We start from the raw sequence: 14,454 nt of genomic DNA, 5'->3' as shown, positions 1-14,454 counted from the left end.
CAGCGCATGCGCGCCCATCGCTCACCCCTGCTCCGTCCTGCGCCGCATCGGTGGCCACTGCCAATAGGTCATCGCACGCCATACCCACTCGATCGGGCCGAAGCGGAAATGGCGCAGCCACAGGTGCGAGAAGACCACCTGCGCGGCAAACAGCAGCAGCGCGAACAACAGCTGCACGCTGCGCGGCATCATCTCGAACCTGCCCAGGCCATAGTGGTAGAAGGTCCAGGTACACAGCAGCGACTGACCAAGATAGTGGGTCAGCGCCATGCGCCCGACCGGTGCCAGCCAGGCCAACCGCGCACGCCAATGCACGATCCACGCGAGGTAACCCAGGCACATCGGCAGGCCACCGATCGTCACCAGCGCCATCGCCGCTGTCACCGGCAGGCCGTAGGCACCCGGCGCCAGGTAGGGCTTCCAGGCAATACCCAGCAGCGTGACCACAAGGCCCAGCGGCAGTGCCCCCCAACGCAGCACCGCGTACAGCCGCGGAAAGCGCTCCGGCGTCGCCAACGCGCCGCTGGCGGCGAACCAGCTGCCGATCAGGAACATGCCCAGCACTTCCGGACCGGTGATCAGCAGCGCGCCCATCGAGGTGCCGAACTCGCTCAGGCGCTGCACAGTGGCCTGCGCCCAGCTGCCCTGCCCGTACACCTGCCGCTGCAGGTCGATGCTCTGCTGCGCCTCGGCAAGCATGCCCCGCACTTCTTCGGCCGAAGCCATCGACACCATCGCGCCCACCAGCAGCATCAGCGCAACGCCGCCCAGATAGACGATCACGCCCATCCACGGCAGCCAGCTGCGCGGCGCCTCGCGGCAGGCCAGCAACGGCAACGAGACCAACGCGTACATCACCAGGATGTCGCCGGACCAGACCAGCAGCGCGTGGCACAGGCCGATCAGCAGCAAGCCAGCGCTGCGGCGCAGGTAGAACGGGGTGAAGTCGCGCCCGGCGGCCTCAGCGCGCTGCGCCATCACCGCGAAGCCGGCGCCGAACAGCAGCGAGAACAGGGTGAAGAACTTGCCCTGCACGAACACGTACACAAAGGCATCGGCCCAGTAGTCGATGCCCTGCCAATGCACGTCGATGCCGGTGAAGGCCAGGTCCAGCGGTCCGCTGAAGGCCTCGATGTTCATCAGCAGGATGCCCAGCAGCGCGGCACCGCGCAGCACGTCCAGCACGGCGATGCGTTCGCCGGAAGCGACCGGCTGCAGGGAAGGAGAAGCGGCGTTCACGGGGCGTCCGTCAGGCAGGTCCGCCATTATGCCGCCGGCCCGTACGCCATGGATGGCCGCGCCGTGTTCCAGAAACGCAACGGCCCGCCGAAGCGGGCCGCTGCATCCATCACGATCGTGCTGCGATCAGTGCTGGTGACCGCCGTCGCCGTGGACGTGGCCGTGGTCGATCTCTTCCTTGCCGGCTTCGCGCACGTCGACGATCTCGACGTCGAAGTGCAGGTCCTTGCCGGCCATCGGGTGGTTCAGGTCGACGTCGACGACGCTCATGCCGACCTTCTGCACGGTCACCGCACGCGGGCCGAAGTTGGTCTGCAGCACCACCTGCTGGCCCGGAGCCAGCTTGGTGTTGCCGAAGTGCTTCTTCGGCACGCGCTGGGACAGGCCCTCACGACGCTCGCCGTAGGCATCGGCCGCCTTGACGTCGACGTTGAAGGTCGCGCCGGCTTCCTTGTCCATCATGGCGTTTTCCAGGCCCGGGATGATGTTGCCGTGGCCGATCAGGATCGCCAGCGGCTCGCCGCGGTCCTTGGACGACTCGATCGGCTCCTGGCCGACTTCGGAAACGGTGTAGTGGAAGCGGACAACGCGGTCTTTTTCGATCTTCATGCGCAACTCTGTCTGGATCTGCCGGAGGCAGGCGGGTTGGGGCGGGTTGTCGCCCGGCGGGGACGCCGCCATCATGACGGCCAATCCAAGGTGGCGCATTATCCGGAGATCATGCACATCACGCCAGTTTCGTCCGGCCCGCGCCGGTTTCTCGCCCCGGCCCTGCTGCTGGCCCTGCCCGTGTTGATGACCGCCTGTGGCGGCGGCAAGGCCACCCGCCCGGCGCCGCCCCCGCCGACGGCGAACTGGCCGAAGACCGTGCCGGACAACCCCGAGGCCGCCAACTCGGTGCTGATGCGGGCCATCAGCCTGGTCGGCACGCCCTACCGCTATGGCGGCAACACCCCGGATTCGGGCTTCGACTGCAGCGGCCTGGTCGCCTATGTCTATCGCGAGATGCTGGACCTGCGGCTGCCGCGCACCTCGCGCGACCTGGCCGCGGTACAGGGCCCGAAGATCGATCCGCAGCGCTTGGCCACCGGCGATCTGGTGTTCTTTGGCAGCCGAGGCAGCGTCACCCATGTCGGCATCTATGTAGGTGAGGGGCGTTTCGTGCACGCGCCGAGTACCGGCGGGACGGTACGCCTCGACTCGCTCAGCGGCCCCTACTGGAAAGACCACTACACAGGGGCGAAACGCGTCCTTCGCTAAAATGAACAGGCGATATGTTCAAAACTGTGACGTAAATCACTGCTAAAATAACGTTTTACTAACGGAATTTTTAACTTATCGGCGGTTTTACAGGGCATGATGCCCCATCGTTTTTTTCCTGTGACCGACGCGTGACGACTGACGACCTGAAAAGCGAAGGCCAGACTTCCGTATCTTCACGCAGTGCCCGCCCGTTGTTGCTTGGCCTGGCACTGTGCCTGACCAGCCTTCCGGCCTGGTCGCAGACTGCTCCGAACCGTTCCGATGTGCCCTCGGCCCCGGTGGCCGAGAGCGTCGCCCGACCGGCCGCCAAGGCCGAGGCTGCCGCTCCGCAGCGCAGCCGCGTCGATGCCGCCGCCAGCGCCACGCTGGCCGCCCTGCTGCCGCACCTGGCCGCCAACGACACCATTCCGCTGATGGACCGCTCGGCCGTGGTGGCCGGCGACCTCAGCCGCCTGCTCGCCAACTACGACACCAGCAGCGCCGCCAATGGCAGCGTTGTCGGTACCGCTGCCGACAACGGCAAGGTGCAGTCGCTGCTGCGCCGCGCGATGACCCTGCTGGGCACCCCGTACCGTTGGGGTGGCAGCAACCCGGACAGCGGTTTCGACTGCAGCGGCCTGGTCGGTTATGTGTTCCGTTCGGCCCTGGGCATCGAGCTGCCGCGCGTCTCGCGCGAGATGGCCCACGATGACAACGCCGAACTGATCAACGACCGCACCGCGCTGGCTGCCGGTGACCTGGTGTTCTTCGGCCGCAAGGGCCGCGTCGACCACGTCGGCATCTACGTGGGCGACGGCCGCTTCCTGCACGCCCCCAGCTCGGGCAAGGACGTGCGCGTGGACACCCTGCTCAGTGGCTACTGGGGCAACAAGTTCATGCAGGCCCGCCGGGTCGACCTCTGACCCGCTGGCGCTACGGCGCCACCTGAAAGACAAAAAGCCGCTGCCCCGCAGCGGCTTTTTTGTTTGCGCCCCCCGGTAGGTCGGCATCGCGCCGCCTGCCCTGGTGGGTGCCGACCGTTGGTCGGCACTGCCTCCATCCACGCATGGCGTGGATCTACCAGGACCCGCCTTGGCCGCCACCGCGCCAACCAGCTCCCAAACAAAAGGCCCGCCGGTCAGGCGGGCCTTTCATCTCCACGCAACCTCAGCTGCGTGGCGGAGTCGGGTCAGGATCGTCCACGCCCACATTGCTGGACGGATTGTCATACACCGCCTGGTCGAGCAGCCCGGTTTCCTTGGCCACGAGCACCGGCACCAGCATCTGGCCGGTCACGTTCGTCATCGTGCGCATCATGTCCAGGATGCGGTCGATGGCATACAGGTAACCGATGGTCTCCAGCGGCAGGTTCGCCGCGCTCAGCACCACCGTGGCCATGATCACCGCAGTACCCGGCACGCCGGCGGTGCCGAAGCTGCCCAGCACCGAGGCGATCAGCACCACCACGTACTGCTCCGGGGTCAGCGGCACGCCGCTGTACTGCGAAATGAACACCGCGCACAGCGCCGGATAGATCGCGCCGCAGCCGTCCATCTTGATGCTGGCGCCCAGCGGCACCGCGAACGAACCGTAGTCCTTGTTCACGCCCAGGTTGTGGGTGATCGAACGCAGCGCCACCGGCATCGCAGCGAAGCTGGACGAGCTGACGAACGCAACCTGCATGCCCGGTGCGGCGCCACGGAAGAACTTCAGCGGGTTCAGGCCGTGCGCCAGCAGCAGCGCGCTGTAGACCACCACGATGTGCAGCGCACAGGCCACGTACAACGCCAGCACGAAATGGCCCAGCGGCAGCAGCTTCTCGAACCCATAGCTGCCGACCAGGCCCGCGATCAGGCCGAAGGTGCCGATCGGGGTGACTTCCAGCACGAAGCGGGTCACCTGGATCATGATGTCGCTCATCTGGCCGACCAGCTTGCGCGCCTCGGTCACCTTCTCGCCCAGCTTGACGATGGCAAAGCCCACCAGGCCGGCGAAGAAGATCACCGGCAGGATCGAGCCGCGACCCGCGGCCAGCACGGTCTCACCGGCCGCGTTGACCTTGGTGCCGATGCCGGACAGCGCATAGAAGACGTTGGCAGGCACCACGTCCAGCAGCACCTGCACCACGCTGGGCACTTCGCGCGGCACGTAGTTGCTGGCCATCGACAACTGCAGGCCACCCGCGCCGGGCTGCAGCACCGTACCCACGGCCAGGCCGACACACACTGCCAGCGCGGCGGTGATCACGAACCACAGGAAGGTGCGCCCACTGAGCGCGGCCACGGACTTCTGCCCGTGCAGCGACGAGATCGCGTTGATGACCGCGAAGAACACCAGTGGCACGGCGATCATCTTGATCAGGGTGACGTACAGCTCGCCGAGCGGGCCGAACCACGTTTCCGCGGCCGGGCCGAGCGCCCAGCCGGCCAGCGCGCCGAGCACGAAGCCACCGACCACGCGCTGCCAGAACGGAATCCGCAGCCAGGCAGAGACCAGCTTCATAGGCAATCCAGAGGGGAAGGAAGGGATGCTGGCACGATAGCCCAAGGCAGCCCGCAGAACGACCGCCCGGCCGGCAAATCAGTGTGTCATCGGCGTGCCTTGCTGGGGCGGGCATAATGAATGTCCCGTTACAGTTTGTGAGATCCCAGCGTCCATGCGTCGTTCCGTCTCCCTGTTGGCCGCCTGCGCCACCACCCTTCTGCTGGGCGCCTGCGCCAGCTCCGCCCCCGCGTCCGCCCCGGCCGGCCTGAAGGTCACCGTCGATCCCGTCGCCCATCCGGCCGGCGAGACCCCGCAGTGGTGGTACCGCAGCGGGGCCGCCCAGGCTGCGGCCAATGGTGCGATGTACGGCAAGGCCAAGAACGTCATCCTGTTCCTCGGTGACGGCATGAGCCTGACCACCGTGGCCGCCTCGCGCATCTACGAGGGCCAGCGCAAGGGCGGCTCCGGCGAGGAGAACCTGCTGTCCTGGGAACGCTTCCCGGCCACGGCGTTCAGCAAGACCTACAACACCGATTCGCAGACGCCTGATTCGGCCGGCACCATGACCGCCATCACCACCGGCGTGAAGACCCACATGGGCGCGATCGGCGTCAGTGCCGGAAGCCGCACCGACTGTGCCGACAGCCTGTCCAAGGACCTGCTGACCTGGCTGCAGCTGGCCGACAGCGCCGGCCTCGCCACCGGCGTGGTCTCCACCGCTCGCCTGACCCATGCCACCCCCGCTGCCACCTACGCGCACTCGCCCGAGCGCAACTGGGAAAACGACACCGACCTGACTGAAGCAGCCAAGGCGGCCGGCTGCAAGGACATCGCCCAGCAGCTGCTGTCGACCTCGCGCTATGGGCGCGGTCCGCTTGTCGCCCTTGGTGGCGGCCGTGGTGAGTTCACCACCGTGGAAGAGCGCGACCCGGAATACGACGACAAGGTCGGCCAGCGCCTGGACGGCCGCAGCCTGGTCCAGGAATGGCAGCAGGCGCATCCGCAGGGTGCCTATGTCTGGAACAGCAAGCAGCTGGCCGCCGCCGCAAATGCGCCGGCCATCCTTGGCCTGTTCGAGCCGGACCACATGCGCTACGAGTACGAGCGCCCGCAGGATCCGGGCGGTGAGCCGAGCCTGGCCGAACTGACGGCTGCAGCGATCAAGAACCTTTCCAGGCACCCGGAAGGCTACGTGCTGATGATCGAAGGCGCGCGTATCGACCACGCCAACCACAGCGGCAATGCCTACCGTGCACTGACCGAGACCGTGGCGCTGTCCGATGCGGTGCGCGTGGCCAACGAGCTGACCTCGGCCGACGACACCCTGATCATCGTCACCGCCGACCACTCGCACACGCTGAACTTCGTCGGCTACCCGGCACGCGGCAACCCGATCCTGGGCAAGGTGAAGGACAAGGGCGGCGAAGACGGCGCCGGCAAGCTGGACTACGCCCTGGACGGCACCGGCCAGCCGTACACCACGCTGAGCTACGCCAACGGCCCAGGCCACACCGGCAGCAGCAACCAGCAGCCGGCCGGGCCGAAGCGCTACCCGCACAACCCAAGCAGCTTCGAACCGGCCAACGGTCGCCCGAACCTGCGCGAGGTCGACACCGAGCATCCGGACTACATGCAGGAAGCGCTGGTGCCGATGAAGTCCGAATCGCATGGTGGTGAGGACGTCGGCATCTGGGCACGTGGCCCGGGCAGCAAGGCGATCCGCGGCACGCTGGAACAGAACGCGATCTACCACATGATCGTGCAGGCCACCCCAGCCCTGCGCGAGCGCCTGTGCCAGGCCGGCACCTGCGATGACAAGGGCGTCCCTGTGCAGTTGCCGGCACCGACGGCCTTCGAACGCAAGGCCGAGGCCAAGTGATCGCGCGGCAGGCCCGCCCTGCCCCTGCCAGCGGCCGCTTTGCGCGGTCGCTGGCAATGCTTGGCGTGCTGGTCAGTGCCAATGCACAGGCACAGGCACCGGCATGCAAGCTGCTGACCGACGAACACGGGTTGTGGCCGCTCCCCAACTGCGAGGTGGTCGATCACCGGCTGAAGATCAGCGCCGATACGCTGAAGGACCTGAACTACGACGACCACGGCCTGGCCGTGGTGTATGCCGACCAGGGCTTCCACTACGTCGACCGCACGGGCCACAGCCTGCCGGTGCTGACCTGGGACAACGGCCCGGAAACTCCGCAGGAAGGCCTGCTGCGCGCACGCGTCGGCCACCGCGTGGGCTACTTCGACCTGAAGTTCCGCCAGGTGGTGCCCGGCACCTTCGATTTCGGGTGGCCGTTCCAGGACGGCGTGGCCGAGGTCTGCAACGGCTGCCGTCGCGGCACGCCGGATGCCGATGGCCACACGCCGATGGAAGGCGGAGAGTGGTTCCGCATCGACCGCGCGGGCCGCCGGGTGAAGTAGGTTTTTCTGCAGGGCTGCGCCCTGCACCTGCAGATGCAACGGCAACGGCCGAAGCAACAGCAACAGCGTGTATTCCGTGGGATGGCGGGGCACCGTGGGTGTGCGGGGACGGCGCAAGTACGTCCATGTGGCCTTGGTCGCCGCATCCATGCGGCTCACACCCCGCAAACCCACAGTGCCCCGCCTTCGACAGTTTTCCGGTGGCCAGTAGATCCACGCCACGCGTGGATGAAATCTGTCAGATATCGAAATAAATAGGGGTCAGATCCGTTTTCCGCAGGAAAACGGATCTGACCCCAAGAGCAATTCCGACAGTTCGCAGGAATCTGTCGAAGGCGGGGTGGGTCCGGTTGCGGGGGCGTGAGCCGCATGGATGCGGCGACCGAGCTTACATGGACGTACTTGCAGCGCCCCCCGCAACCGGGCCTACCCCGCCAATCCTCAGGAAACCAGCTTCGGCTGTTGCTTCGGCTCTTGCCGTGGCGTGGCCTCTGCAGGTGCAGGGCGCAGCCCTGCCAAGCAAACCCCACCCTATACTTGCCGCCGTGACTGCCTTCCCTGCCCTCGTTCCGCTGGATGCGCCGCTGCTGGTGGGTTACAGCGGCGGTGTCGACTCGACCGTGCTGCTGCACTGGCTGTGGCGCTGCGCACAGGCCTCCGGCACGGCGCTGCGTGCGGTGCACGTACACCATGGCCTGCAGGCCGATGCGGACGCCTGGGTGCTGCATTGCCAGCAGCAATGCGCGGCACTGGGCATTGAACTGGCCGTGCATCACGTGCAGGTCGACAAGCGCGCGGGCCTCGGCCTTGAAGGCGCGGCGCGGCAGGCACGACGTGCAGCGTTCGCCGCCGAACTGCGCGACGGCGAAACGCTGGCACTGGCGCAGCACCAGGACGATCAGGCCGAGACCTTCCTGCTGCGTGCCCTGCGCGGATCCGGCGTCGATGGCCTTGCCGCGATGTCCGCACACAGCCGCCTTGGCGAACAACCTCTATGGCGGCCGCTGCTGGCGGTGCCACGCAGCGCACTGCTCGACTACGCGCGCCAGCACGCGCTGCGCTGGATCGAAGACCCCAGCAATGGCCACGACCACGCCGATCGCAACTTCCTGCGCCTGCAGGTGCTGCCGTTGCTGCGCCAGCGCTGGCCGCATGCGGCTGCGGCATTGGCGGGCAGCGCAATGCACTGCGGGCAGACCCGTGCTCTGCTGGACGAGGAAGACGCCGAGCTGATCGCCCACCTGGAAGTGGCACCACGCGTGCTTTCGCTGCAACTGCTGCGCCAGGTGTCACCGGGGCGTGCCGCGCGCGTGCTGCGCGCCTGGGTGATCGGCCACGGTGCCGCCCCACTGCCGGCCACGGTACTGCAGCAGGGTCTGCACGAACTGCTGCCGGCCAGCAACGATCGCCAGGCGCGGGTGCGCTGGCACGAGCATGCCATCCAGCAATGGCGCGATCACGCCTATCTGCTGCCCGCACAGCTGCCATCGCTGCCCCGCGGGTGGCAGGCCGAATGGGATGGGCGTGCCCCCCTGCCGCTGCCCGATGGTGGTCAACTGCGCCTGCGGGGCGCCGTGGCCTTCGAACGCCCGCTTCAGGTCCGTGCGCGCGTGGGCGGCGAGCGCATCGTGCTGCCCGGTCGCCCGCATTCGCATGCACTGAAGGACTGCCTGCAACGCGAGCACCTGGCGCCCTGGCGGCGCGCCCAGCTGCCGCTGATCTTCGATGGGCCACAGTTGCTCGCTGCCGCCGACGTGGTCATTGCGGCCCCTCTGCAAGCCTGGTTGCAGGCCCAGGATGCTCAGCTGCAGTGGCGTCCCGGCGGCTGGTGAATTGACCCCCGCGCGCAGCCCGTCCACACTTGCCGCATGGCCAAGAAGTCCCCTGAAAACGCCTCCCCGGTCGCCCAGTTCGAGCAGTCGCTCGAATCGCTGGAACAGCTGGTGGAGCAGATGGAAACCGGCGAGCTGAGCCTGGAAGCCTCGCTCAGTGCTTACGAACGCGGCGTCGGTCTGTACCGCCAGTGCCAGCAGGCGCTGGAACAGGCCGAACTGCGCGTGCGCCTGCTCAGCGATCCGGCGCAGCCGGAAGCATCCGAGCCTTTCGATCCGCCCAGCCATGACGGCTGAGGTTCTGTTCGCGCGCTGGCGCGACCGTATCGAAAGCCAGCTCGACGCCGCCCTGCCCTCGCCCGCCGAAGCACCGCAGCGCCTGCACCAGGCCATGCGCTATTCGGTGCTGGGCGGTGGCAAACGCATGCGACCGCTGCTTGTGTACGCCAGTGGCCATCTGTTTGGCGCGCAGCCTGAACACCTTGACGCAGCGGCGATGGCCGTCGAGCTCATCCACGCCTATTCGCTGGTGCACGACGACCTGCCGGCGATGGACGATGACGCGCTGCGACGCGGCAAGCCGACCACCCACATCGCCTTCGACGAAGCCACCGCGATCCTGGCCGGTGACGCCCTGCAGACCCGCGCCTTCGGTCTGCTGGCCGATGCGCCGCTGCCGGCCACGCTGCGCGTGGCCTGCCTGCAGACCCTGGCCCACGCCTCCGGCGCCTCCGGCATGTGCGGTGGCCAGGCGCTGGACATCGACGCCACCGGCCAGCAGCAGACGCTGGCGGCACTGACCCGCATGCATGCGCTGAAAACCGGCGCGCTGATCCGCGCAGCGGTGCGCATGGGGGCGCTGTGCGGCCAGGCCCACGAACCACAGCTGGCCCAGCTGGACGGCTTCGCCGACGCGCTCGGCCTGGCCTTCCAGGTCCGCGATGACATCCTCGATGTCGAAGCCAGTTCCGAACAGCTGGGCAAGACCGCCGGCAAGGACCAGGCGCAGGACAAGAGCACCTTCCCCGCGCTGCTCGGCATGGACGGTGCGAAGGCGCAGCTGCGCGAACTGGCCGCACGCATGCAGGCCACGCTGGCCGACTATGGCGAAGAAGCCGATGCGCTGCGCGCGCTGGCAACACTGGCGGTGGAACGCGATCACTGATCGCTGGCGTGACGTTGGCGCCAAACAGGAACGCCCGGCAATGCCGGGCGTTCCTGTTTGCGCACGCAGACGGTATTACTTGACCAGGCGCAGCGCGAACGGGTAGCGGTAGGCTTCGCCGTTGTTGGCCTTCACAGCGGCGATGATGCACAGAACAAGGTTGGCCACGTACACGATCGGCATCAGGATGGCGCCGATGACGACGAAGCTGAGGACTACGCAGACCAGCACGGCGATGGCAACGGTAATCTGGAAGTTAAGTGCTTCCTTGGACTGATCGGTCACGAAGCCCTTGCCCGCATCATCCTTGTTGATCAGCCAGATGATCAGGGCACCGATGAAACCGGTGAAGATGCCCAGCAGGTGCGCGGCCAGCGCCATCGTGCGCTGGTCGGCCGGGGCATTGGTGGTTGCCGGCGGCGGCGGGACGTTATCGAATTCACTCACGACAAAACTCCTTTTCATTGGGTGGTCTTGACCCACCAGCACCAAGCTGGATGCGTCAGGCGGGCATAGCTTACGCCATCGATGCCATCAATCATTACCGGCAATGGTCATCCGCCCCAGCAGGATCGAGCCGGTCCGGATGTGCGAGCGCGGGTCGACGTCGCTGCCGACCGCCTCGATGCTGCTGAACATCTCGCGCAGGTTGCCGGCGATGGTGATGCCGTCCACCGGGTACTGGATCTCGCCGTTCTCGACACGGAAGCCGCCGGCGCCGCGCGAATAGTCGCCGGTCACACCGTTCACACCCTGCCCCATCAGCTCGGTCACCAGCAGGCCGTCACCCATCTGCCGGGCGATCTCTTCGAGCGAGCCGGCATTGGCCGCCAGCTGCAGGTTGTGCACGCCGCCAGCATTGGCGGTGGTCTGCAGGCCCAGCTTGCGCGCCGAATAGCTGCCCAGCACATAGCGCTGCAGCACGCCGTCACGGACCAGCGCCGAAGCACGGGTGGCCACGCCGTCGCCATCGAAGGCGGCCGAGCGCAGGCCGCGGCGCAGGTGCGGCAGTTCGTCAATCTGCATCCACTCCGGGAACAGGCGCTGGCCGACGCTGTCCAGCAGGAAACTGGCCTGGCGGTACAGCGCGCCGCCGGACACCGCCGAAAGCAGGTGGCCGACCAGGCTGCGCGCCACTTCCGGGGCGAACAGCACCGGCATGCTGCCAGTGGCCAACGAACGCGGCTGCAGGCGGGCCACGGTGCGCTCGGCGGCGCGGCGGCCGACCAGACCCACGTCTTCCAGGTCCTCCTGCGCCAGCGCGCTGGTATACCAGCCATCGCGCTGCATGCCGTCGCCCTGCCCGGCGATCAGCGCGCAACCGATCGAATGGTGGGTGCCGCGCTCACGGCCGAAGAAGCCGTGCGAATTGGCGTACACCGACAGGCTCTGCATGCTCGACACGGAAGCGCCATCGGAATTGCGGATCTGCGCATCGGCCTCGCGGCCAGCCGCCTCGCAGGCCAGGGCCAGGTCCACCGCCTCATCGGCCTGCAGCGCCCACGGGTGCCAGCCATCCAGGTCCGGGAAGTCGGTGGCCATCAGCGCGGCCTCGGCCAGGCCGGCGGCCGGGTCATCCTCGGTATGCCGGGCGATCGCGCAGGCCTGCTCGACCGTGGCGGCCAGGCTGGCCTCGTTCAGGTCGCCAGTGCTGGCACTGCCCTTGCGCTGCCCGAAATAGACGGTCACGGCGATGCCACGGTCACGGGTGGACTGCACGGTCTCGACCTCGCCGAGGCGGACATTGACCTCCAGGCCGCGGTCCTCGCTGCAGCTGACCTCGGCCTGGCTGGCGCCCAGCGCGCGGGCGCGGTCGAGCAGCTGCTGGGAGAGGTCGGCCAGCCGTTCCAGCCGGGCCAGGCTGTCGTCGCCGACGGCCACTTCAGGGGCGATCACGTTCAATGCTTTATCCTGTACGGGTTGGGCCCGGCATCACGCCGGGCGACTTTTTTTGAAATCAGGTAGGGACGATGCGCGGACGCGACGAAGAAACCGGTGAATTCCACGACAAGAGCCGCAGCCAGAACCGGCGCGATGCACTCGACGTGCTGGCCCTGGGTGAGAAGCTGGTGTCGCTGACCCCGGCCCAGCTGGCGCGCCTGCCGATTCCGGAAGACCTGCTGCCGCACATCGCCGAGTGCAAGCGCATCACCGCCCACATCGCCCACAAGCGCCAACTCGCGTTCCTGGCCAAGCACATGCGCCGCGAAGAAGAGGCCACGCTGGATGCGATCCGCGATGCGCTGGACGCCAACAGCGAAACCGGCCGCCGCGAAGTGGCGATGATGCACCGCGTGGAAGACTGGCGCGACCGCCTGCTGGCCGAGGGTGACAAGGCGCTGGCCGCTCTGCTCGATGACTATCCGCAGGCCGACCGCCAGCAGCTGCGCACGCTGGTACGCAACGCGCAGGCCGAGAAGGCCAGGAACAAGCCGCCGCGCGCTTACCGCGAGATCTTCCAGGTGCTGCGCGGCCTGATGCTGCCGGCCGCGCTGGGCCTGAAGGCCGGCGCCGAAGACACCGACCACATCGGGACCGGCGAAGCCGACGAGGACTGAGTCCGCGCCGGCCCGGGCGGTTGCTGTGGCCATCGCCACGCTCAGGCCTGGGTACCGCCGACGGTGATGCCCTCGATCAACAGCGAGGGCTGGCCGACACCCACGGGCACACTCTGCCCGTCCTTGCCGCAGATGCCCACGCCCTCGTCCAGGGCCAGGTCATTGCCGACCATGCGCACCTTCTGCATGGTTTCCGGGCCGTTGCCGATCAGGGTCGCGCCCTTCACCGGCGTGGTGATGCGGCCGTCCTCGATCAGGTAGGCCTCGGTGGCCGAGAACACGTACTTGCCACTGGTGATGTCGACCTGGCCACCGCCGAAGTTGACCGCGTACAGGCCCTTCTTCACCGAACGGATCATCTCCTGCGGGTCGTGCTCGCCGGCGCGCATGTAGGTGTTGGTCATGCGCGGCATGGTCAGGTGCGCGAACGATTCACGGCGCCCGTTGCCGGTCGGCGCCATGCCCATCAGCCGCGCATTGAGGCTGTCCTGCATGTAGCCGACCAGGATGCCGTCCTCGATCAGCGGGGTGCACTGGCTGGGGTGGCCTTCGTCGTCGATGTTCAACGAACCGCGGCGGCCGTCGAGGGTGCCGTCGTCGACGATGGTCACCCCCGGTGCCGCCACACGCTCGCCGATGCGGCCGGCGTAGACGCTGGTGCCCTTGCGGTTGAAGTCGCCTTCCAGGCCGTGGCCGACCGCTTCGTGCAGCAGCACGCCCGGCCAACCCGGGCCGAGCACCACCGGCATCATGCCGGCCGGCGCCGGCACCGCTTCCAGGTTCACCAGCGCCTGGCGCAGCGCTTCCTGGGCAAGGGCTTCGGGGCGGCCGCTGGCAAACAGGTCTTCGTAGCCATAACGGCCACCGCCACCGGCATAGCCGGACTCGCGACGGCCGTTGTGCTCGACGATCACCTGCACATTCAGGCGTACCAGCGGACGCACATCGGCCGCCAGCACACCGTCGCTGCGGGCGATCAGCACCGTATCGACGCCGCCGGACAGGCTCACCATCACCTGCTTCACGCGCGGGTCGGCGGCACGCAGGTAACCATCCAGGCGCTTGAGCACCTCGACCTTGGCTTCGTTGCCGATACCATCGATCGGGTCCAGCGCCGGGTACAGTGCACGCGCATTGCCGCGCAGCAGCGATCGCCCGGACTGCGCACCGCCCTCACGCGAGATCGCGCGCGCCGACTGCGCCGCCGCCAGCAGCGCGTCGGCATGGATGTCATCGGAGTACGCAAATCCGGTCTTCTCGCCGGAAATCGCACGTACGCCCACGCCCTGCTCGATGGAATGGGCACCGTCCTTGACGATGCCGTCTTCCACGCTCCAGCTCTCGCGGCGGGCGTGCTGGAAATAAAGGTCACCGAAGTCGACACCGGGGCCGAGCAACTGGCCGAAGGTGCGCTCCAGGCCAGCGGTATCCAGGCCGCCGGGGCGCAGCAGGCGGTCTTGGGCAAGCGTCAGGGCGATATCAGTCATGGTTTCGATCTGGGGGTGCGGGGGCG

The 14,454-nt window shown here is 67.6% G+C and carries 14 protein-coding genes; 8 read left to right on the top strand and 6 right to left on the bottom strand.

Features of this window, described 5'->3' with window-relative positions; genetic code table 11:
* Positions 1-21: 21 nt before the first annotated feature.
* Together ACM0PY_RS05060 and ACM0PY_RS05055 are read right to left on the bottom strand one after the other, a co-directional pair.
* On the bottom strand, positions 22-1,266 hold the full coding sequence (locus ACM0PY_RS05060) for a DUF418 domain-containing protein (RefSeq protein ID WP_180884572.1): 1,245 nt from the start codon (positions 1,264-1,266) through the stop codon (positions 22-24).
* Positions 1,267-1,365: 99 nt separating this feature from the next.
* Positions 1,366-1,848, bottom strand: a complete 483-nt coding sequence (locus ACM0PY_RS05055) for an FKBP-type peptidyl-prolyl cis-trans isomerase (protein WP_005418041.1) — start codon at positions 1,846-1,848, stop codon at positions 1,366-1,368.
* A 111-nt stretch (positions 1,849-1,959) separates the two neighbouring features.
* On the opposite strand from ACM0PY_RS05055, the gene ACM0PY_RS05050 reads away from it, so the two are divergent.
* Complete coding sequence (locus tag ACM0PY_RS05050) at positions 1,960-2,499, top strand: C40 family peptidase (protein WP_005418044.1); 540 nt, start codon at positions 1,960-1,962, stop codon at positions 2,497-2,499.
* 131 nt (positions 2,500-2,630) lie between these two features.
* Complete coding sequence (locus tag ACM0PY_RS05045; RefSeq protein WP_180884571.1) at positions 2,631-3,404, top strand: C40 family peptidase; 774 nt, start codon at positions 2,631-2,633, stop codon at positions 3,402-3,404.
* Positions 3,405-3,648: 244 nt separating this feature from the next.
* Here ACM0PY_RS05045 and ACM0PY_RS05040 read toward each other — a convergent pair whose 3' ends face one another.
* Positions 3,649-4,983: a dicarboxylate/amino acid:cation symporter gene (locus tag ACM0PY_RS05040; protein ID WP_065179181.1), complete on the bottom strand. Its 1,335-nt coding sequence runs from the start codon at positions 4,981-4,983 to the stop codon at positions 3,649-3,651.
* A 154-nt stretch (positions 4,984-5,137) separates the two neighbouring features.
* On the opposite strand from ACM0PY_RS05040, the gene ACM0PY_RS05035 reads away from it, so the two are divergent.
* The 5 genes from ACM0PY_RS05035 to ACM0PY_RS05015 all read left to right on the top strand — a co-directional run bounded on the left by ACM0PY_RS05035 (position 5,138) and on the right by ACM0PY_RS05015 (position 10,383).
* Positions 5,138-6,844, top strand: a complete 1,707-nt coding sequence (locus ACM0PY_RS05035; RefSeq protein WP_180884569.1) for an alkaline phosphatase — start codon at positions 5,138-5,140, stop codon at positions 6,842-6,844.
* On the top strand, positions 6,841-7,386 hold the full coding sequence (locus ACM0PY_RS05030; protein ID WP_180884568.1) for a WG repeat-containing protein: 546 nt from the start codon (positions 6,841-6,843) through the stop codon (positions 7,384-7,386). Before ACM0PY_RS05035 ends, ACM0PY_RS05030 begins: the two co-directional genes overlap by 4 nt.
* A gap of 545 nt (positions 7,387-7,931) precedes the next feature.
* Positions 7,932-9,218, top strand: a complete 1,287-nt coding sequence (gene tilS / locus ACM0PY_RS05025; RefSeq protein WP_171957221.1) for a tRNA lysidine(34) synthetase TilS — start codon at positions 7,932-7,934, stop codon at positions 9,216-9,218.
* Positions 9,219-9,254: 36 nt separating this feature from the next.
* A complete protein-coding gene (locus ACM0PY_RS05020; RefSeq protein ID WP_005410522.1) occupies positions 9,255-9,515 on the top strand; it encodes an exodeoxyribonuclease VII small subunit in 261 nt (86 codons plus the stop codon).
* Positions 9,505-10,383 carry a polyprenyl synthetase family protein gene (locus ACM0PY_RS05015; RefSeq protein ID WP_061479647.1) on the top strand — a complete coding sequence of 293 codons (879 nt, stop codon included), beginning with the start codon at positions 9,505-9,507 and terminating at the stop codon, positions 10,381-10,383. Before ACM0PY_RS05020 ends, ACM0PY_RS05015 begins: the two co-directional genes overlap by 11 nt.
* Positions 10,384-10,458: 75 nt before the next feature.
* Here ACM0PY_RS05015 and ACM0PY_RS05010 read toward each other — a convergent pair whose 3' ends face one another.
* Together ACM0PY_RS05010 and pmbA are read right to left on the bottom strand one after the other, a co-directional pair.
* Positions 10,459-10,830 (bottom strand): DUF4870 domain-containing protein, encoded by a 372-nt coding sequence (locus tag ACM0PY_RS05010; RefSeq protein WP_061479648.1) that lies wholly within the window; start codon positions 10,828-10,830, stop codon positions 10,459-10,461.
* 87 nt (positions 10,831-10,917) lie between these two features.
* Entirely contained in the window at positions 10,918-12,285 is a 1,368-nt protein-coding gene (pmbA, locus tag ACM0PY_RS05005; protein WP_134972648.1) for a metalloprotease PmbA, read from the bottom strand.
* Positions 12,286-12,353: 68 nt separating this feature from the next.
* Between pmbA and yjgA the strand changes: the two genes are divergently transcribed.
* Positions 12,354-12,941, top strand: coding sequence for a ribosome biogenesis factor YjgA (yjgA, locus tag ACM0PY_RS05000; RefSeq protein WP_005418075.1), 588 nt, complete (start codon positions 12,354-12,356; stop codon positions 12,939-12,941).
* 41 nt (positions 12,942-12,982) lie between these two features.
* Here the strand turns inward: yjgA and tldD are convergent, their stop codons facing one another.
* Positions 12,983-14,428 carry a metalloprotease TldD gene (gene tldD / locus ACM0PY_RS04995; protein WP_099485977.1) on the bottom strand — a complete coding sequence of 482 codons (1,446 nt, stop codon included), beginning with the start codon at positions 14,426-14,428 and terminating at the stop codon, positions 12,983-12,985.
* Positions 14,429-14,454 lie beyond the last annotated feature (26 nt).

Origin of the sequence: Stenotrophomonas sp. BR163 (assembly GCF_047520985.2) — a bacterium.
In the GTDB taxonomy this organism is placed as follows: domain Bacteria; phylum Pseudomonadota; class Gammaproteobacteria; order Xanthomonadales; family Xanthomonadaceae; genus Stenotrophomonas; species Stenotrophomonas sepilia.
This window is presented reverse-complemented; position numbering and strand designations above follow the sequence as displayed.

Bases quoted from the DNA above. Each gene is read 5' to 3' on its own strand.
- ACM0PY_RS05060 (WP_180884572.1), bottom strand. From the start codon at position 1,266: ATGGCGGACCTGCCTGACGGACGCCCCGTGAACGCCGCTTCTCCTTCC.
- ACM0PY_RS05055 (WP_005418041.1), bottom strand. From the start codon at position 1,848: ATGAAGATCGAAAAAGACCGCGTTGTCCGCTTCCACTACACCGTTTCC.
- ACM0PY_RS05050 (WP_005418044.1), top strand. From the start codon at position 1,960: ATGCACATCACGCCAGTTTCGTCCGGCCCGCGCCGGTTTCTCGCCCCG.
- ACM0PY_RS05040 (WP_065179181.1), bottom strand. From the start codon at position 4,983: ATGAAGCTGGTCTCTGCCTGGCTGCGGATTCCGTTCTGGCAGCGCGTG.
- ACM0PY_RS05035 (WP_180884569.1), top strand. From the start codon at position 5,138: ATGCGTCGTTCCGTCTCCCTGTTGGCCGCCTGCGCCACCACCCTTCTG.
- ACM0PY_RS05020 (WP_005410522.1), top strand. From the start codon at position 9,255: ATGGCCAAGAAGTCCCCTGAAAACGCCTCCCCGGTCGCCCAGTTCGAG.
- ACM0PY_RS05015 (WP_061479647.1), top strand. From the start codon at position 9,505: ATGACGGCTGAGGTTCTGTTCGCGCGCTGGCGCGACCGTATCGAAAGC.
- yjgA (WP_005418075.1), top strand. From the start codon at position 12,354: ATGCGCGGACGCGACGAAGAAACCGGTGAATTCCACGACAAGAGCCGC.
- tldD (WP_099485977.1), bottom strand. From the start codon at position 14,428: ATGACTGATATCGCCCTGACGCTTGCCCAAGACCGCCTGCTGCGCCCC.